The sequence below is a fragment of the Nitrosospira multiformis ATCC 25196 genome, from assembly GCF_000196355.1.
GTDB classification, from domain to species: domain Bacteria; phylum Pseudomonadota; class Gammaproteobacteria; order Burkholderiales; family Nitrosomonadaceae; genus Nitrosospira; species Nitrosospira multiformis.
The window spans coordinates 963,783-983,667 of sequence record NC_007614.1; the positions used below are offsets into that span (position 1 = coordinate 963,783).

15 protein-coding genes are annotated in these 19,885 nt (G+C 56.3%); 6 read left to right on the forward strand and 9 right to left on the reverse strand.

Going from position 1 to position 19,885, the window contains the following annotated elements; translation table 11 throughout:
- The first annotated feature begins 7 nt into the window (after positions 1–7).
- The 5 genes from NMUL_RS04510 (at position 8) to NMUL_RS04530 (ending at position 7,675) form a co-directional block, all read left to right on the forward strand.
- A complete protein-coding gene (locus NMUL_RS04510; protein WP_011380199.1) occupies positions 8–3,232 on the forward strand; it encodes an efflux RND transporter permease subunit in 3,225 nt (1,074 codons plus the stop codon).
- A gap of 17 nt (positions 3,233–3,249) precedes the next feature.
- Positions 3,250–4,764 carry an efflux transporter outer membrane subunit gene (locus NMUL_RS04515; protein ID WP_011380200.1) on the forward strand — a complete coding sequence of 505 codons (1,515 nt, stop codon included), beginning with the start codon at positions 3,250–3,252 and terminating at the stop codon, positions 4,762–4,764.
- Between the two features lie 477 nt (positions 4,765–5,241).
- Positions 5,242–5,433, forward strand: a complete 192-nt coding sequence (locus tag NMUL_RS04520) for an NAD(P)-binding domain-containing protein (protein WP_041352386.1) — start codon at positions 5,242–5,244, stop codon at positions 5,431–5,433.
- A 249-nt stretch (positions 5,434–5,682) separates the two neighbouring features.
- Positions 5,683–6,978 carry a M20 family metallopeptidase gene (locus NMUL_RS04525; protein ID WP_011380201.1) on the forward strand — a complete coding sequence of 432 codons (1,296 nt, stop codon included), beginning with the start codon at positions 5,683–5,685 and terminating at the stop codon, positions 6,976–6,978.
- A 1-nt stretch (position 6,979) separates the two neighbouring features.
- Complete coding sequence (locus tag NMUL_RS04530; protein WP_011380202.1) at positions 6,980–7,675, forward strand: trimeric intracellular cation channel family protein; 696 nt, start codon at positions 6,980–6,982, stop codon at positions 7,673–7,675.
- A gap of 168 nt (positions 7,676–7,843) precedes the next feature.
- Here the strand turns inward: NMUL_RS04530 and lpdA are convergent, their stop codons facing one another.
- The 9 genes from lpdA to sdhC form a co-directional block, all read right to left on the reverse strand.
- Positions 7,844–9,295 (reverse strand): dihydrolipoyl dehydrogenase, encoded by a 1,452-nt coding sequence (lpdA, locus tag NMUL_RS04535; protein ID WP_011380203.1) that lies wholly within the window; start codon positions 9,293–9,295, stop codon positions 7,844–7,846.
- 86 nt (positions 9,296–9,381) lie between these two features.
- Positions 9,382–10,767, reverse strand: coding sequence for a 2-oxoglutarate dehydrogenase complex dihydrolipoyllysine-residue succinyltransferase (gene odhB / locus NMUL_RS04540; RefSeq protein WP_011380204.1), 1,386 nt, complete (start codon positions 10,765–10,767; stop codon positions 9,382–9,384).
- A gap of 23 nt (positions 10,768–10,790) precedes the next feature.
- On the reverse strand, positions 10,791–13,598 hold the full coding sequence (locus tag NMUL_RS04545) for a 2-oxoglutarate dehydrogenase E1 component (RefSeq protein ID WP_011380205.1): 2,808 nt from the start codon (positions 13,596–13,598) through the stop codon (positions 10,791–10,793).
- Positions 13,599–13,628: 30 nt separating this feature from the next.
- Positions 13,629–14,930: a citrate synthase gene (gltA, locus tag NMUL_RS04550; RefSeq protein ID WP_011380206.1), complete on the reverse strand. Its 1,302-nt coding sequence runs from the start codon at positions 14,928–14,930 to the stop codon at positions 13,629–13,631.
- A 50-nt stretch (positions 14,931–14,980) separates the two neighbouring features.
- A complete protein-coding gene (locus NMUL_RS04555; protein ID WP_011380207.1) occupies positions 14,981–15,217 on the reverse strand; it encodes a succinate dehydrogenase assembly factor 2 in 237 nt (78 codons plus the stop codon).
- 8 nt (positions 15,218–15,225) lie between these two features.
- Positions 15,226–15,921 carry a succinate dehydrogenase iron-sulfur subunit gene (locus NMUL_RS04560; RefSeq protein WP_011380208.1) on the reverse strand — a complete coding sequence of 232 codons (696 nt, stop codon included), beginning with the start codon at positions 15,919–15,921 and terminating at the stop codon, positions 15,226–15,228.
- A 54-nt stretch (positions 15,922–15,975) separates the two neighbouring features.
- Entirely contained in the window at positions 15,976–17,739 is a 1,764-nt protein-coding gene (gene sdhA / locus NMUL_RS04565) for a succinate dehydrogenase flavoprotein subunit (RefSeq protein WP_011380209.1), read from the reverse strand.
- Between the two features lies 1 nt (position 17,740).
- On the reverse strand, positions 17,741–18,103 hold the full coding sequence (sdhD, locus tag NMUL_RS04570) for a succinate dehydrogenase, hydrophobic membrane anchor protein (protein ID WP_011380210.1): 363 nt from the start codon (positions 18,101–18,103) through the stop codon (positions 17,741–17,743).
- On the reverse strand, positions 18,097–18,474 hold the full coding sequence (gene sdhC, locus NMUL_RS04575) for a succinate dehydrogenase, cytochrome b556 subunit (protein ID WP_011380211.1): 378 nt from the start codon (positions 18,472–18,474) through the stop codon (positions 18,097–18,099). The genes sdhD and sdhC overlap by 7 nt, the downstream gene beginning before the upstream one ends.
- 414 nt (positions 18,475–18,888) lie before the next feature.
- Between sdhC and NMUL_RS04580 the strand changes: the two genes are divergently transcribed.
- Positions 18,889–19,872, forward strand: coding sequence for a malate dehydrogenase (locus NMUL_RS04580; RefSeq protein WP_011380212.1), 984 nt, complete (start codon positions 18,889–18,891; stop codon positions 19,870–19,872).
- Positions 19,873–19,885: the final 13 nt, after the last annotated feature.

Sequence of the window (19,885 nt, forward strand, 5' to 3'; positions counted from 1 at the left end):
CTAGTTCATGAAGATTTCCCATTTCTGTATCGACAGGCCAGTCTTCGCCTCGGTGCTCTCCATCATCATCACGCTGGCAGGGGGAGTGGCGATGTACAACCTGCCCGTCGCACAGTATCCCGAGATCACCCCCGTTGAAGTCTCGGTGACAGCCACCTACCCGGGAGCCACCGCCGAAGTGGCGGCGCAAAACGTCGCTGCCCCGATCGAGCAGCAGGTGAATGGCGCCGATAAGCTCATGTATATGACCTCTGCAAGTTCGTCAACTGGTGCCATGACGCTGTCAGTCTATTTCGAGATTGACGCCAACCCGTCGCTCGCCCAGGTGGAGGTGCAGAATCGTGTAAGCCTGGCGCTCCCGCAGCTTCCTGCCGCGGTGCAGAGGCAGGGGGTCGCGGTAAAGAAGCAATCCGCCTCCGTGATGATGGTCATCTCGGTCTTTTCACCGGATGAACGTTACGAGCCCGTCTATGTTGCCAACTACGCCAGCATTTTCATACTGGATGCGATCAAGCGCATCCCCGGCGCGGGCCAGGCAACCGTCATGGGGACACCGGATTATGCGATGCGGATCTGGCTGAAACCGGATCAGATGGCGGCCCTTGGCATCACTGCTGGGGATGTGCAGCAAGCGGTGGCGGCACAAAACGAGCAATATGCCGTGGGTAGCATCGGCCAAGCCCCGACGGACCGTCCGGTGGAGCAGTCCTTCGCCATTACCACCAAGAGCCGTCTGACCACCCCCGCCGAATTTGACAACATCATTATCCGTGCCGCCAGCCAGGGTGTTGCGATGGTACGGCTCAAGGATGTGGGCTATGCGGAATTGGGTCAGAAGATTTACGCGGTTCGCAATACCCGCCAGGGGAAGCCCGCGACCGTGCTCGTAGTGTATCAACAGCCAGGGGCCAACGCGCTTGAGGTTTCAAAAGGCGTGCGGGCGACGCTGGAGGAGATGAAAAAGTCGTTTCCCCCAGGCATCGAGTATGAAATCACCATGGACACCACTGCATTCACGCGTGCTTCCATTGTGTCCGTGATCCAGACCTTCTTTGAGGCGCTGGTGCTGGTCGTAGTCGTCGTGTTCGTGTTTCTCCAGAATCTGCGCGCCACCCTGATTCCGATCATTGCCGTGCCGATTTCCGTCATCGGGGCAGCCAGTGGCATGGCGGCCCTCGGTTTCTCACTTAACATGCTCACCCTGTTCGGCATGATCCTCACTATCGGTATCGTGGTGGACGATGCGATTGTGGTGGTCGAGGCAGTCGAGCACAACATGAGCAAATATGGCCTGTCTGCCCGTGATGCCGCTAAGAAGGCGATGGACGAGGTAGGCGGCGCGCTGATTGCCATTGTTCTGGTGTTATGTGCGGTGTTTGTTCCGGTGGGATTTATTCCGGGTATCACGGGACAGCTCTACAAGCAGTTTGCAATCACCATTGCGATCTCTGTTGCGCTCTCCGGTATCGTGGCCCTGACATTGTCCCCCGCGCTTGCCGCCCTCCTGCTCAAACCTCGTCACGGCGAGAAACGGGGCTTTTTCAAATGGTTCGACACCTGGTTCGAGCGCATGACAGAAGGCTATATCCGCAGTGTGCAGCTCGCAATCAAGCGCTACATCGTAGCGCTCCTGCTGTTTTTCGGCATGATCGCTCTCGCCGTCGGGCTGTTCAAGCACATTCCTGGTTCATTCCTTCCCCCGGAAGACCAGGGTGTGTTGCTAGGCGCGGTATTGATGCCCGATGCTTCGGGGCTTGACCGTACTGGTGAGGTCAGCCGGCATGCCACCGAATACTTCATGAAGCATCCGGCCACAAGATCCATCGTGGTCGTCGACGGCTTCAGTCTGCTCGACGGCCAGATGAAGAGCAATGCGTCCACATTCTTCGTAGGGCTCAAGGATTTCGAAGAGCGCTACGCTGGCGATAATGCCGACACCCAAGGCGTGCCAGCCCTGCTGGCAGGCGCTGTAAAAGCTTTCTCCAATATACCCGGTGGCATCATTCTTCCGATCAATCCCCCCTCCATTCCTGGATTGGGGACAACCGGAGGGATGGAAATGTACATCCAGAGCAAGGGCGACAATGACAGCCAGCAGATTGCGCAGGTGATACAGGAATATGTGAAACGAGCCCAGACGCGGCCCGAGTTGACGAATGTCACCTCGACCTACAATGCCTCGGCACAAGTGCTATACCTTGATGTGGACCGCGCAAAGGCGGAAACACTCGGTGTTCCGGTGGAGGAGGTATACAACTCCATGCAGACGATGTTCGGATCGCTCTATGTATCGCAATTCACAAAGTTTGCTCGCCTGTTCCAGGTAATTATCCAGGGCGAGCCCGCCTCGCGGATGAAACCGGAAGACATCAATTATCTGTATCTGCGCAGCCAAAATGGCAGCATGGTTCCACTTAACGCGGTAGCGACCGTGCGTTTTGACCGGGCGCCGGACATCGTAACGCGTTTCAACAACTTTACCGCGGTAAAAATTACGGCCGAGGCCGCACCGGGTTTTAGCTCGGGGGAAGCCATCGCTGCAATGGAAGAAACTGCATCGGAAACGCTGCCCGCGGATTATGGTATTGCCTGGAGTGGCCAGACCTTCGAAGAGAAAAGGGCGGGGGGCTCATCCGTGCTGGTATTCGTCTTCGGCCTGATCATGGTTTTCCTCATCCTTGCCGCCCAGTACGAAAAGTGGACATTGCCCCTTGGCGTATTGACAGCAGTCCCGTTTGCGCTGTTTGGCGCGCTGGTCGCTATTTTTCTCCGTGGCCTGAGCAATGATATCTACTTCCAGATTGGGCTCACAATATTGGTGGCGCTCTCCGCCAAGAACGCCATCCTGATTTTCGAATATGCAGTGATGAACCATGGGCAGGGGCAGTCCTTCTATGACGCCGCTGTCAATGCAGCGCGGGACAGATTGCGTCCCATCATCATGACCTCGCTTGCTTTCACGCTGGGCTGCGTTCCTCTTGCGATCGCCACTGGAGTCTCCGCCAACAGCAAGATTTCGCTCGGTACCGGTGTAGTTGGTGGCATGTTGGGGGCAACAGTCATCGCAATATTTTTTATCCCAATGTTCTACTGGGCAATCGAAACCTTGACGGCAAGGATAAGAGGCAAAGACAGAACACCTCCTCCGACAACCAAAGCCGCGGAAAGCCAGCTACCCGCTGATCCAGGGGAAGGCAGGCAGGACGACTTGCCCAATGAAACCGTCCAATAAGTCCCCGGGAGACTGACATGCGATCCCGGCTGACACTACTTGCATTCCTGCTTCCCCTGGTTCTTGTACTGCAAAGCTGCATGTTTGGTCCAAATTACCGGCGGCCAGAAATAGAAACAATGGAGAAATACCGTTTCGGAGAGAAAGTCGCGAGAGATATTGCCGATACCGCCTGGTGGGAGCAATTCGGAGACCCCATTCTCAATGAACTGATCAGGATCGCGCTTGTTGAGAACAAGGACATACGCATCGCCACTGCGCGTATAGAAGAATTCCAGGGCCGCTATGGCGCCACTCGCTCGGAACTGTTTCCGCAGATCGGGGGAGATGCCTCAGCGGAGAGGTTGCGCTCGACAGCCTTCGTGTGGCCAAGAGGTCTGGGGGGCATTGACCCTTACTATAGCTATTACCAGGTATCCATAAATGCGAACTGGGAAATTGATATCTGGGGCCGCATCAGGCGTCTCTCGGAGGCGGCGCGCCATCAGCTGTTTGCCTCCGAGGCGGCGCGACGCGCTACGATATTGACCCTGGTCACCTCGGTGGCCTCATCCTACATCAATCTCCTGATCCTGGATCGGCAACTGGAGATCGCGCGGGCTACTGCAGCCACTCGAAGGGACACGCTGGAAGTGTTCCGGATGCGCTACGAAGGTGGCGTGATTTCACAACTGGAGCTTGCTCAAATTGAGTCACAATATGAAACCGCAGTAGCCGCCATACCCCCGCTTGAATCCAGCATCGCCCAGCAGGAGAACGCACTCGCAGTATTGCTCGGTCGCAATCCCGGTCCGATTGCACGGGGCCGCGAACTCGCAAAGCTCGAACTTCCCATGGTATCCGCCGGTCTTCCATCGGAACTCCTGATGCGACGCCCTGATCTCCGTGAGGCCGAGCAGAACCTGATCTCGGCCAATGCCCAAATCGGTGCTGCCCGTGCCCTTTACTTCCCGCGAATTTCACTCACAGGCGTGCTGGGAGTCGCGAGCACCCAGCTTGCAACCCTGTTTACCGGACCAGCCTACATGGCAGCATTTGGCGTACTGACTTCGGTACCGATCTTTACCGCAGGAGGCATCGCAGGCCAGGTGAAACAGGCGGAAGCACGGCACGAACAGGCACTCGTAGGTTACCAGCGCGCAATCCAGATTGCGTTTCGGGAAGTTGAGGATTCCCTCATAGCCGTGCAGAAGAATCGAGCGGAACTGGCAGCTCAAACCCGGCGGGTGGAGGCGTCGCGCACGTATCTCGAGATGGCGCAGCTGCGTTATGACGAAGGCTATATCAGCTTCATCGAAGTCCTTGATGCCCAACGCACCCTCTTCGAAGCTGAAACCACCCAGGCTCAAACCCGGGGACGGGTATTCAATTCTCTTGTCGATCTCTATAAATCGCTCGGAGGTGGATGGGTGGTGGAGGCTGACCGTATCAGAGGACAAATGGAAACGGGCAGGCAGGAAAACAAGTCCACACCCAAAGATGGAAACGTGATGGATGCAGCGGATCATGAACGAACAAAGACCGAACCTTGAGTGTGTAAGCCTTCCTTTTGGCTTCAGTCACGATTCACCTCCAACTCCGGAGAAGACCAACACGGCTCTTTGCGAGACCCACTATGGAGACGAATACAATACTTTCGCGCAGCCGACCGCGTGTTGCTTGGACGTATTGACAGTGGGACCGTCGTAAATGATGTATCCAACGATTTGGATCGCTACTAGCGAACCAATTCACCCCAGTTCTCCTATCCCGTCAACCGATAGTTGGCGCACCCAGCCCCCGATTATTAAATGTTCTATGTGGGTGATCGCACCGAATAACTACTTTAAGGGCATGACTATTACGTTCATGGTATTCGTATTCTTCTTCTCGGCGCTGGGCTGGAGCTTTGGCCCCCCTGGTGTGGATAGTCTCCTGAGCTGCCCCATAGGTAAATAACGTGCTATGAAAGACAAGACAGTTATTGTGACGGGTGCGGGATCCGGCATAGGGCGGGCCGGCAGTTGATCATGTTTGCGGCAAGCGATGACAAGCAGGCGCGTAATACAGTGCTGGAGTTGGGAAGGGCGATTGGTTTCGACGCGATGGATGCAGGCGGTCTGCGCAATGCCCGTCAGCTCGAGGCACTGGGTTACTTCAATATCCAGCTAGGATACGTTCTGGGGAACGGTACCGATACCGGTTTCAAATTCATTCACTGAATCGCTTGCGTGAATTACCCATCTCTTGGTTTCACGTTTTGCTCTGCAGGCGGGTCCTCTTGCATAAAGGAGTGTGATCAGGGTCGACAATGGATGGATTAGAACGAAGACGGATTAAAGCTGCGCTAGGAGATGGGTGTGTCGGCCATTTGATTGATCTGATCGAGCGTATAGAATTTCACCAGTTTGTCGAAGGGGATTTTTTAAGACTTCTGCGAGTCTTGCAGCAATTTAACGAAGGAATTCAGCATGAACACGCAACCAGCGAGCTCTCTTGGAAAGGTACTAGCGGGGCTTCAGAACCTGCTGCCGGATCTGGAGGCGTTATATACCGACGTGCATGCCCATCCGGAGCTGTCGATGCAGGAATCGCGTACCGCAAGCCTAGTCGCGGAACGACTTCGCGCGGCTGGGTATGACGTGACGACGAGGGTTGGGAAGACGGGTGTCGTGGGATTGCTGCGCAACGGCGACGGGCCGACCGTCATGCTGCGTGCCGACATGGATGCACTACCCATCGAGGAAATGACCGGGCTTCCCTATGCCAGCAAGGTCAAGGCCACGAATCACGAGGGTAAAACGGTCCCGGTCATGCACGCTTGCGGCCATGACATGCACGTTGCCTGGCTCGTCGGTGCGACCACGCTGCTCGCGCAGGCGCGTAATACATGGGGCGGCACGTTGATGGCAGTCTTCCAGCCGGCTGAAGAGACTGCGGAAGGCGCCCAAGCCATGATCGACGATGGACTGTTCAACCGTTTTCCAATGCCGGATGTCGTGCTTGGCCAACACGTCATGGTGGGGCCGGCGGGCAATATTGGCGGCCGTGCCGGATCCATCACTTCCGCTGCCGACAGCCTGCAGATCCGCCTGTTTGGGCGTGGGGCGCACGGATCAATGCCGCAGGCAAGCATCGATCCGGTTGTCATGGCTGCCGCGACTGTAATGCGCCTGCAGACCATTGTCTCGCGTGAACTTGCTGCTGCCGAGGCCGCTGTCGTTACCATTGGCGCGTTGCAGGCGGGCACCAAGGAAAATGTGATACCCGACGAGGCGGTCATCAAGCTGAATGTACGCACCTTTGATGCGGATGTGCGCAAGCGTGTACTTGCCGCCATCGAGCGTATCGCCAATGCAGAGGCTGCAGCTTCGGGAGCCCCCCGGCCGCCCGAGATTACGACGCTGGAACACTACCCTCTAGGAGTCAACGATGCCGATGCAAGCGGCCGCGTCGCCGATGCTTTCCGTCAATATTTCTCAGCCGACCGCGTGCGGCAAGTCGATGCGGCGTCGGCGAGCGAGGATTTCGGGTTGTTCGGAACCGAGTGGGGTGTCCCTTCCGTGTTCTGGTTCGTCGGAGGTACCGATCCCGACCTTTACGCGAAAGCCAAGGCCGCAGGTGAAATCAACAAGATTCCAACGAACCACAGTCCATACTTTGCACCAGTAATGCATCCCACTCTGGAAACTGGCGTGGAAACGATGGTCATTGGCGCCCTGGCTTGGCTTCAGCATGAGTCGCAGCACCAGGAGCTGAGACCATAAGGTGTTTCCTCCCGCTGCTTTTGACGTGGATGCTGCAATGAAGACCCTCGTGCTGGCGCTCGATCTTGTCGGCACCTTCGTTTTCGCTTTGAGCGGAGCGGCGGCTGGTGTCGAGCGCCGACTTGATCTTTTCGGAGTTCTGGTGTTGTCGTTCGCTGCATCCAGTTCCGGGGGAATCTTCCGCGATTTGCTGATCGGTGCAACTCCACCTGCGGCAATCAGCGACTGGCGCTATCTGGCGGTCTCACTTTCTGCCGGCGTTTTCACGTTTTTCTGGTATCCCGCGATCAATCGGCTACGCAGCGCCGTACTTATATTCGACGGTGCTGGTCTAGCAGTGTTCTGCGTTTCCGGCGCGCAGAAGGCCATCTTCTTCGGTCTCGATCCGGTCATGGCGGCCCTGCTGGGCATGTTGACTGGAATCGGCGGTGGCATGGTGCGCGATGTGCTTCTGTCTGATGTGCCTGTTGTCTTGCGATCCGATATTTATGCTCTCGCCGCCCTTGCTGGAGCGGCCGTGGTAGTAATTGGCGATGCGCTACGATTTCCGTCCGTTGCAACGACATGCACCGGCGCGGCTCTCTGCTTTGGCCTGCGCCTGGCTGCCATCCGACACGGCTGGCATCTGCCGATCGCTCGCGCACCCGGACAGCCGGGCACGAAAATGGACGCTGCGAAAAATCGGAAGGACCGTTAGTGCTTCAGTCGCGTACCGTGTCTCAGCGTCGCATAGCCTGGATCACGTGCCCGACGCTCGTTTGTTCGTTCGCCAAATTAATCAGGGAATACCTGAAGGCCACGGTTGAACATCTTCCGTGGCCTTGAAGTACCTCCCGATCTTTCTTTGGGACTGTGCTCCGTCCTCTTAAATATGTATCGCCCGCTTATCCACCGCCAGTGCGGCCTCATGCACGACTTCTGACAGAGAAGGGTGTGCGTGGACGATGCGCGCGATATCTTCGCTGCTCGCTGCGAATTCCATTGCCACCACAGCCTCGGCAATCAATTCGGAAACGTAGGGACCAATCATGTGAATACCAAGAATACGATCAGTATCTGCATCCGCAAGCACTTTGACGAATCCACCGGTTTCTCCCAGTGCGCGTGCACGCCCATTTGCCATGAAAGGGAATTGTCCGGCTTTATATTCCACCCCGGCTGCTTTCAACTCCTGTTCAGTCTTGCCCACCCAGGCGATTTCGGGTGAGGTATAGATAACCCAGGGGATTGCGTCAAGATTTAGATGACCAGCCTGTCCTGCAATCATTTCTGCAACCGCCACACCTTCTTCGGAAGCTTTATGTGCCAGCATGGGACCGCGCACCACATCTCCCACCGCATATATATTAGGCAGATTGGTGCGGCAGTGGACATCCACCTCGATACGCTCGCGCTCGTCCAACTTTAATCCTACGTTTTCTGCACCCAGTCCGGTAGTATTAGGCACTCGCCCGACGGCAACAATCAGTTTATCCACCTCGAGTTTTTGCGGGTTTCCGTCGACATCGGAATACTCCACCGTGACGTTATCCTGTCCCGAGGTAATGCCGCTTATTTTGACGCCGGTATTTATAACCAGACCCAGTTCCCGGCTGAAGATTTTTCGCGCTTCCTTAGCCACCTGTTCGTCCGCGCTCATGAGAAACCCGGGCAAGGCTTCCAGGATAGTCACCTCCGCACCCAGCCTGCGCCATACACTCCCCATTTCCAGGCCGATGACTCCTCCGCCGATCACTCCCAGCCGTTTCGGCGTTTCGGTCAACGCCAGCGCCCCTGCATTGTCCAGTATCCGTTCATTGTCCACGGGCGCGGCGTCTAATTGACGAGGCACTGAACCTGTAGCGATGATGACATGCTCGGCTCCTACAGTCTCCACCTTGTCTCCATTCCTGATTTCAATCTGCCAGAGTTCACGATCGGCTTCGTTATCCCTGTCGCGCTTGAGCAGCGTCGCCCGCCCATGCATGGATGCGACTTTGTTCTTCTTCAGCAGCATGGCAACGCCGCCGGTGAAGTTTGCTACGATCTTGTCCTTGCGGCCTATCATCGCCGGAATGTCTATGGACAGACCCTCCACTTTGATGCCATGGGCAGAGAATTTGCGGGCGGCGCGCTCGTAATTCTCCGAGGATTCCAGCAATGCCTTTGAGGGGATGCAGCCGACATTCAGACAGGTTCCGCCGAGGCTGGGTTTGTCCTGCGGATTTTTCCATTCATCGATACAAACGGTTTTAAGGCCCAGTTGCGCACAACGAATTGCCGCCACATAACCACCCGGACCGGCGCCGATTACAGCCACATCAAAAGATTGAGACATATTTTCTCTTTATTGTTTAAGCAAGGAATGCAAAAGGAATGTAAAACGGAAAGACGCCGGCTGCGCAGACCTGTACCCGCGCAATCTCAGCTCTCAAGCAGGGGGCTCATGGGATATTCGAGCGCTTCCTTCATCGCTACCAGGGAAAGCACGGCTTCCCGCCCGTCTATGATGCGATGGTCATAGGATAGCGCCAGATAGCATATCGGACGAATCACGATTTGGCCGTTTTCGACCACCGGGCGCTCCTTGGTTGCGTGAATGCCAAGAATGGCGCTCTGCGGGGGATTGATGATGGGGGTGGAAAGCATCGAACCGAAGACGCCGCCATTGGTGATCGAGAAAGTGCCGCCGGTCAATTCCTCGATGGTCAGTTTGCCGTCCTGCGCGCGGCGGCCAAAATCGGTGACCTGCCTTTCAATTTCCGCCTGGGACAAGGAATCCGCATTGCGAATAATGGGGACGACCAGCCCGCGTGCACTGCTCACCGCAATGCCGATATCATAGTATTCGTGATAGACGATATCGTTGCCGTCCACTGAAGCGTTGACGATGGGAAATTTTTTGAGCGCCGCCACCGCCGCTTTGACAAAGAATGAGGTGAGACCGAGTTTGACGCCATGCTCCTTTTCAAATTTGTCCTTGTAGCGGGCGCGCAAATCCATGATCGCCTGCATGTTGACTTCGTTGAATGTGGTAAGGATGGCGGCGGTGGATTGCGACTGCACCAGACGTTCCGCGATGCGCGCACGCAGGCGCGACATGGGTACTCTTTTTTCGCTGCGTTTTCCCTCAGCCTTGTCTTCAGCCATCCGGGGCGCGGACTCAGGGGCGGGTGAAACGGGCGGGGCAGGGGAGGGAGGGGGAGCTGCCGGAACTTGCGGAACCGCAGGAGAAGGCGCGGGGGCGATATTGGCTGTCGAGCGTTTTTGTTCTACATAAGCCGCCACGTCTTCCTTGGTGATGCGACCATCGCGACCGCTGCCTTTGAGTGCGCGAATTTCTTCCGGCGCCAGATTTTCCTGCGCAGCCAGTTTTTGCGCGGCAGGCATCATTCCCGGAACTTCCGCGGCGGTTGTGGAAGCCGGGGCAGTTGCGGAAGGCGGAGCAGCTTCTGCCTCTTTTTTGGCCGGCCTGGCTTCGGCGGCAGAAGGCGCTGCTCCGGATTCGGTTACTTTGGACTTGCTTGGGGCTGCGGTTGAAGCTGCCGGAGTGTTATCCTTTGTCGCACCTGCTTCGGTATCTATCATGGCGATGACTTCCCCGCCAGTCACCGTTGCTCCGTCTCCCTTGATGATTTTCGCCAGTGTTCCCGTAGCGGGAGCTGGCAACTCCATCACGACTTTATCAGTTTCGACGTCGATCAGATTTTCGTCACGCTCAACATGCTCCCCTTCCTTTTTGTGCCAGGAAAGGAGCGTTGCCTGGGCCACTGATTCGGATAACGCGGGAACTTTGATATCGACGCGCATATTCTTCCTCTGCCTCCAAGTATTCAGATTCTTTCGCGAAACGCAGATACGATCAACTCGTTCTGCTGTTCGTTGTGTTTCACCAGATAGCCCGCCGCCGGAGAGGCCGACGAGGGGCGCAGCGACTCCCCGAGGACCTGATCCGCGCGCTTGTGACGCAGCAGGTAGTGCTGGATACGGTGCCACGCCCCCTGATTGCGGGGTTCTTCCTGGCACCAGAGAATGTCTCTGGCGTGCGGATAGCGCTCGACTTCGGCCTGGAAGTCATCATGCGGAAACGGATATAGTTGTTCGATGCGGATAATGGCAACATCCTCGATCTTGTTCTTGCGCCGATGCGCCGCAAGATCGAAGTAAACCTTTCCGCTGCAGGCGATCAGCCGCCGTACCTTCTTCGGATCGAGTTCCTCCATATCGGAAATGATGTTCCGGAAGCCGCCATCGACCAGATCTTCCAGGCTGGATACAGACTCCTTGTGGCGTAAAAGGCTTTTCGGACTCATGATGACGAGAGGCTTTCGTAGCGGCCGCACCATCTGGCGGCGCAGCAGGTGAAACATCTGAGCGGGCGTGGTGGGAACGCATACCTGGATGTTGTATTGCGCACACAGTTGCAGATAACGTTCCAGCCGGGCGGAGGAATGTTCAGGTCCCTGGCCTTCATAGCCGTGCGGGAGCATCATCACCAGACCGCATAGGCGACCCCATTTGGCTTGGCCCGATGCGATGAACTGGTCGATCACAACCTGGGCGCCATTCGCGAAATCGCCAAACTGCGCTTCCCACATCACCAGCTCATCGGGTGTAGCGGTGGCATAGCCGTATTCGAAAGCCAGAACCGCTTCTTCGGATAATACAGAGTCGATTATCACGAAGTCCGGCTGATCCGGTTTGATGTGGCGCAATGGAATATACGTCCCTTCACTCCACCTTTCACAGTTCTGGTCGTGCAGGACTGCGTGACGATGAAAGAACGTACCGCGTCCCGAATCCTGGCCGGAAATGCGGATTGGATATCCGTCATTCAACAGCGCGGCATAGGCGAGAGTTTCGGCCATTCCCCAGTCCAGCGGCAGTTTTCCTTCTCCCATCAGGCGGCGATCGGAGACGATTTTTTCCACGCGCGAATGCAACTTGAATTTCGAGGGGATATCGGTGAGTCGCTCCGCCAGCTTGCGAAGTTCGACCAGGGGCAATCCGGTGGAGACTTTTGCATCCCAGGCGGTTTCTTTCAGAAACGGCGTCCAGTCCACCGCGTTGGGGGATTTATAGCCGTAGACGATGGTCTTGTTGGGATTGCGCCCCGCATCCATGTCATCCCGATACGCCTTTACCAGCCGATCGGCCGTGCCGCTATCGATCACGCCTTCGGCCTCCAGCTTGTCTGCATAAAGCTTGCGCGTACCGGGATGCTGGCCGATGATCTTGTACATCAGCGGCTGGGTCACCATCGGCTCATCCTGCTCGTTGTGGCCCAGCGTGCGGTAGCAGACCATATCCACGACCACATCCTTGTGAAACTGCATGCGGAAATCGAGCGCGATTTCGGTCACCATGACGACCGCTTCCGGATCATCCCCGTTCACGTGGAAAATCGGAGCTTCAATCATCTTCGATACGTCGGTGCAATAAAGCGTGGAGCGGGCATCACGGGGATCGGAGGTCGTGAAACCGATCTGATTGTTGATAATAATATGCACCGTGCCGCCAGTACCGTAGCCGCGCGTCTGCGACAGGTTCAATGTTTCCATTACCACCCCTTGGGCGGAATAGGCGGCATCGCCGTGCAGCAGCACGGGTAGCACCAGATCGCCATCCCTATCCTGCAAGCGGTGTTGGCGCGCGCGCACCGAACCCTGGACGACCGGATCCACGATTTCGAGATGAGAGGGGTTGAAGGCCAGGGAGAGGCCCATGATGCCGCCGGGCGTGGAAACCGCGGAGGAAAAGCCCTGGTGGTATTTGACGTCGCCTTCGGTCAGATCCTGCGCATGCTTGCCTTCAAATTCCTGGAACAGGTCGGCCGGCAGCTTGCCGAGTGTGTTGACCAATACATTGAGGCGGCCGCGGTGCGCCATGCCGATCACCAGTTGCTGCACGCCCATCTGCCCTGAGCGCTGCAACAGATTGTCCAGCAGCGGAATCATGCTCTCGCCCCCTTCGCCGGAAAATCGCTTCTGTCCCACATACCGTGTATGCAGGTACTTTTCCAGGCCTTCCGCCGCTGTGAGACGTTCCAGAATATGGCGTTTATATTCCGGTTCGAAATCGGGTTGCGCGCGCGGACCTTCGATACGGTTCTGTATCCAGCGCTTTTGCTCGGTATCGGTGATATACATATACTCGACACCGATTTTGCCGCAGTAAGTCTGATGTAGCGTCTGCAAAATTTCCCTGAGCGAAGCGCGAGGCGGACCGAACAACGAACCCGTCCCGAATACCGTATTCATGTCAGCTTCAGCCAGGCCGTAATAACCCGGATCGAGTTCGGGAACGTGCGGTTTGTCGTAGTGCTGGAGAGGGTCGAGATCGGCATGGCGCACGCCGAGGAAGCGATACGCATTTATCATTTGCAGCACGGCTATCTGCTTGCGCTCGGTGGTCAGCAGGCGTTCTTCCCGCACCGTTTCGAGGCCCTGGGCAGCGGCAGCAGGTCGAGCAGGGCGCTTACCCGACTCCACCGGGATTTCCCCCTTTTGAAGCGCGTCAAAGTATCCACGCCATTCCGCTGAAACCGATAAGGGTTCCTGCAGATACGCTGCATAAAGCCCCTCCACGAAGGAGGCATTGGATCCGAACAGTGGAGAATCGTCGTGTAACTGTTTCAGCATGGCCTGAAACCTCGTCTTTTGACGGTCCGCTTACAACCGGGATGCGATGGGAATGACATCGCGTGTGGCTGCGCCAGTATAAAGCTGGCGTGGACGGCCGATCTTGTATTCCGGGTCTGCGATCATTTCGCTCCACTGGGCGACCCAGCCGACAGTGCGGGCCATGGTGAATATCGCGGTGAACATGGAAACGGGAATACCCAGCGCCCTCTGCACGATGCCGGAGTAAAAATCGACGTTGGGATAAAGTTTTTTGGAAATGAAATATTCATCTTCGAGCGCGATTTTCTCCAGCTTGAGCGCAAGCTTGAATAAACGATCGTCGCGCAAACCCAGTTCATTCAGGACTTCGTGGCAGGTTTCGCGCATCAGCGTCGCGCGCGGATCGAAATTCCTGTATACCCGATGGCCGAATCCCATCAGCCGGAAAGGATCATCCGGGTCTTTGGCGCGGGCAATGTATTCGCCAATGCGCGATTCATCGCCGATCTCTTCCAGCATGTTCAGGCAGGCTTCGTTCGCTCCGCCATGCGCGGGCCCCCACAGGCAGGCAATCCCGGCGGAAATACACGCAAACGGGTTGGCGCCGGTAGAACCGGCGAGGCGTACTGTAGAGGTGGAGGCATTCTGCTCATGGTCGGCATGCAGGATCAGGATACGGTCGAGCGCGCGTGCAAGTACCGGATTCGATCGATACTCCTCCGCCGGAGTGGCAAACATCATGTGCAGGAAGTTTTCCGCATAATTGAGATTGTTGCGGGGATACATGAACGGCTGGCCGATATTGTACTTGTAGGCCATGGCAGTAATGGTCGGCAGCTTCGCGACCAGGCGGACGGCGGAGAGTTCACGATGAGCCGCGTCGGAAATGTCCATTGCGTCGTGATAAAAGGCGGACAAGGCTCCCACCACCCCTACCATGACCGCCATGGGATGCGCGTCCCGCCTGAAACCGGTATAAAAGCGCGCCAGTTGTTCATGCACCATCGTGTGGTCTTTGATGGTTTTGTCGAACGACGCCTTCTGGGCGATATTCGGCAGCTCTCCATTCATCAGCAGGTAGCATACTTCCATGAAATCGCACTGCTTCGCCAACTGTTCGATGGGGTAGCCGCGATAGAGCAGAATTCCCTTGTCGCCATCGATAAAAGTTATGCTGGAACTGCTGCTGGCCGTGGACATGAAGCCTGGATCGTAGGTGAATACGCGGCCCCTCTTATAAAGCGTGCGGATGTCAACAACTTCAGGCCCCATGGTGCCTGCCAGGATCGGAAATTCAAGTGGCGGCTCACCGTTACCCAGATCAAGGATTGCGTTACGTTTATGTTCCATGTCGTTTCCCACTGTTTTCCGTTATCTTGATTTACCCAGGAGATTCCTTGCTAAACTGATTGCAGCAGGCGCAATACCGGCTGCAGATCTGCCTTTCCTTCGTCTTCGTCCTTCTGCACTATCATATGCCACAAGTCGGTATCCGGGAAATCCAGCAGCATTTCGAACTGCCGGATGCCCGCTTCGTCGAGCGCGGCATAATGCTTGTCCATAAAGCGTTGCAGCACGACATCCAGTTCCAGCAATCCGCGCCGGCACCGCCAGCGTGCGCGCTCGCGTTCCTTCATTCCTTCGTTCAGATGGTTCTCTTGGTCATCATGGTCTTGATCCGGCTGATCGCTTCCATCGGGTTCAAGCCTTTCGGACATACATCCGTGCAATTCATGATGGAGTGGCAGCGGAAAAGGCGGTACGGGTCTTCGAGATAATCCAGCCGCTCGGCGGTTGCCTGGTCCCGGCTGTCTGCCAGAAAGCGGTACGCCTGCAGCAGGCCTGCCGGTCCCACGTATTTATCGGGATTCCACCAGAAAGAGGGGCATGCGGTAGAACAGCATGCACACAGAATGCATTCGTACAGCCCATCCAGTTCCGCCCTTTCCTCGGGAGACTGGAGCCTTTCGGTTTCCGGCGGCGGGTCGTCATTGATGAGGTAGGGTTTGATCGAGTGATACTGTTTGAAGAACTGGGTCATATCGACGATCAAATCGCGTATCACCGGCAATCCCGGCAGGGGGCGCAATTCCACCGGTTCCCTCAGGCCTTTCACGGGAGTGATGCACGCCAGGCCGTTCCGGCCGTTGATGTTCATCGCATCCGAACCGCATACGCCTTCCCGGCAGGAACGTCGCAGACTCAGACTGTCGTCCACGGTTTTTATCCGTATCAACGCATCCAGCAGCATCCTGTCCGCCGGTTCCAGCGTGATTTCGTAGTTCTGCATATAAGGCTTTTCGTCCTTGTCCGGATCGAAGCGGTAGATCGAGAATTTCATGATTTCATTCCGGTTTGGCCCTAAGCAATATGTGTTTCCAGCAGGTTCGTGTTTCTAATAAGTTCGTGCCTTCGGTGGAAAGGATTCGACCGTCAAGGGCTTCAGCCGTACCGGCTTGTAATCGAGTCGCCGGTCTTCGCTGAAATACAATGTGTGTTTGAGCCACTTGTCGTCATCACGATGGGGAAAGTCATCCCGCGCATGGGCCCCCCGGCTTTCCTTGCGGGCTTGGGCCGAAACCATCGTCGCCAGGGCGACTTCCACCAGATTATCGAGTTCCAGCGCTTCTACCCGCGCAGTATTGAACACCCGGCTTTTATCCCTGATCTCGGTATTTTTGACGCGCTCCGCCACTTCCGAGATTTTATCGACCCCTTGCTTGAGCAAATCTGCAAAACGGAATACGCCGCAATGCGCCTGCATGGTCTTGCGCAGCATATCCCCTACCTGCGCCACGTTCTCGCCGTCCTTCCGGGAATCCAGCCGCGCCAGTCGGGCGAGCGCCTTGTCTGCCGCGTCTCCGGGTAAATGTTTATGATGGGTATTCCTTTTCAAGTCTTCGATGATCTGGTTGCCCGCAGCGCGACCGAATACCAGTATATCGAGCAGCGAATTGGTTCCCAGCCGATTGGCGCCATGCACGGATACGCACGCGCATTCACCCACGGCATAGAATCCCTGCACCACTTCCTCGGGGCCCGTTTTGTAGGGCGCTACTACCTGACCATGAAAATTCGTCGGAATTCCTCCCATCATGTAATGCGCGGTGGGGACTACCGGAATGGGCTCCTGGACCGGGTCTGCGTGAGCAAACTTTATGGCAATTTCACGTATGCCAGGCAGCCGCGCCTTGATAACGTTCCCTCCCAGATGATCCAGCTTTAGCAGCAGATGATCAGCGTCCCTGCCGCATCCGCGCCCTTCCTTGATTTCCGTCGTCATCGCGCGCGAGACGACATCGCGGCTGGCAAGGTCTTTCGCATGCGGCGCATAGCGCTCCATGAAACGCTCGCCGTCCTTATTGAGCAGGTAACCGCCTTCCCCACGCACCGCCTCGCTGATAAGGATTCCTACACCATATACTCCCGTCGGGTGAAACTGCCAGAATTCCATGTCCTGTAATGGCACCCCCGCGCGCGCCGCCATCGCCAGACCGTCGCCCGTGTTGATGAAAGCATTGGTGCTGGCACTGAATATCCGTGCTCCCCCGCCGGTTGCAAACAGTGTCGCTCTTGCCTGCAGGATCATGACTTCGCCGGTTTCGATGTCGAGCGCTGAGACGCCTAACACATCACCATGCTCGTCACGAATGAGATCGAGCCCCATCCATTCGACAAAAAACTGGGTATTTGCCCGCACATTGCGCTGATAAAGCGTGTGCAGCATGGCATGGCCAGTGCGGTCAGCAACGGCGCATGAACGCGTTGCCTGTGCGCCCCCGAAATTCTGCGATTGCCCCCCGAAAGGGCGCTGGTAAATCTTTCCGTTTTCCAGCCGGTCGAAAGGCATGCCGTAATGTTCGAGCTCATATACCACTTCGCTTGCCTGGCGGCACATGAATTCGATCGCGTCCTGGTCGCCGAGATAATCGGAACCTTTTACCGTGTCGTACATGTGCCAGTGCCAGTTGTCTTCGGTGACGTTTCCGAGCGCCGCGGCGATGCCGCCTTGGGCGGCAACCGTATGGGAGCGGGTGGGGAAAACCTTGGACAGTACGGCCACCTTGAGGCCCGCTTCCGACAATTGCAGCGCTGCGCGCATTCCGCCGCCGCCTGCGCCAACGATGACCGCATCGAATTTTCGCCGTGCTACTGTCACGCTATCCTTCACCTATCCAGAGAATTTCCACAGACCAGATGGCATAAGACAGCAGTGACAGTATGACCAGTATTTCCAGAATGAGGCGGATACCAGCAGGATGAACGTAATCCATCAGTATGTTGCGCATTCCGATCCATGCATGCCAGAACAGGCTCAGAAGAAACAGGAAGGATGCTACCCGCATCCACTGGTTATCGAACAGTGTCTTGAAGGACGCGTAGTCCTGCGGGGGGGAAACCAGCAGCACCCCTGCCAGCATCAGGATATAGATGGCCATTACCGCGGCGGTGACGCGTTGCGCCAGCCAGTCGCGAAGCCCGTAATGCGCCCCGGTTATCGCCCGCACTGGACGCTTTACCATATTACAGCGCCGGTCAGCAGGGTGAGAACGATTCCCGCTCCCACAACCACTTTGCTGCTTAGCCGTGCCTGTTCAAGTTTTACGCCGTAATGCAGATCCAGCGCAAGATAACGGATTCCTGCGCAGAAGTGATGCAGGAAGAACCAGAGCGCCAGTATCAGTCCGAACTTTGCCATAGGATTGTTCAAGAAGGATTGAAGCCGGGCGTAGTCTTCCGAGGAACCTAGCGCCATATCGAGACCGCAAAGGACGAGAGGAATACCGGGAAAGAACAGCAGCGCTCCACTGATGCGGTGCAGGATCGATATCACTGCGGGCAGGGGCTGCCGGATTTTCAGGAGATCAAGATATTTGGGGCGCTTTTTTGGCAATTTCGATCCCGCTGTTGTTATTGTTACTCGAAGGGTGATCACGTTGAGGTTGCGATTAAGTTTAGACCGTTATTGCAGGGGATACAACCACGCGAGCCATCAAGGAGCATACTGCGCTTTCCGCTTTCCGGCCCGGCGGAAGATACTTCGAATGCTGAACCGGAATTGATAAACTGAAATTGACAACCGATGGGGAATGTTTTTATAGTCCCGGTTTCTTTGCTCCTGTTCAATGTGCTCGATGCACCTGGAGCAGATTGTAGGGGCCGTTCCCGAAGTATTGTCTGCCAAACTTATCCATCTGAGAGGTGCGATTCACTTTTCCGCTTCTCTGTCTGGTCCGGTTCGTTACAGCCTGAAGGACGCAATGGAAAATTACTACTCGGTAGTATATCTACAGGAGCATAAGAAAAAATGAAGACTCCCATCCGTGTCGCCGTAACCGGCGCCGCCGGCCAGATAGCTTACAGTCTCTTGTTTCGTATCGCAGCGGGCGACATGCTTGGCGAGGATCAGCCTGTCATTCTGCAATTGCTGGATATTCCTCAATCGTTGCCTTCCTTGAAAGGCGTTGTCATGGAACTGGACGACTGTGCCTTTCCATTACTGAGGGACATCACCATTACCGACGACCCCAAAACGGCTTTTCGCGACATAAATATCGCCATGCTGGTTGGTGCCCGTCCGCGCACCAAGGGTATGGAACGCAAGGATCTGCTGGAAGCAAACGGTACGATATTCCGTGCGCAGGGGAAGGCGCTCGACGAGGTTGCCGGGCGCGATGTGAAAGTCCTGGTGGTGGGGAATCCCGCCAATACCAATGCCTATATCACGATGAAAAATGCGCCGAGTCTGAAGCCGACCAGCTTCTCGTCGATGATGCGACTGGACCATAACCGCGCAGTGTTCCAGCTTGCCGTCAAGGTCGGCCAGCCGGTTTCCAGTGTGAGAAAGATGATCGTATGGGGGAATCACTCCTCAGCCCAATATCCCGATTTGAGCCATGCCGAGGTGGACGGCCATAATGCCGCTGACCTCGTCAATGACATGGCATGGATAGAAACCGGTTTCATTCCCGTAATACAGAAGCGCGGCATGGAGGTGATCGAGGCGCGTGGTTCTTCGAGTGCGGCCAGCGCGGCCAACGCCGCAATCTGCCACATGCGCGACTGGGTTTCGGGCACTCCCGAAGGTGACTGGGTGTCCATGGGTATTCCTTCGGATGGAAGCTACGGCATCCCGGAAGGAGTTATCTATGGTTACCCCGTGACCTGTCAGGGCGGTGAATACAAGATCGTGCCCGACCTGGAAATAAGCGAGTTCAGCAGGATGAAGATGCAGGCGAGCTACCGGGAATTAATGGGAGAGCGCGAGTCGATAAAGCATCTGCTTGGATAAGCCGCACTCCCGT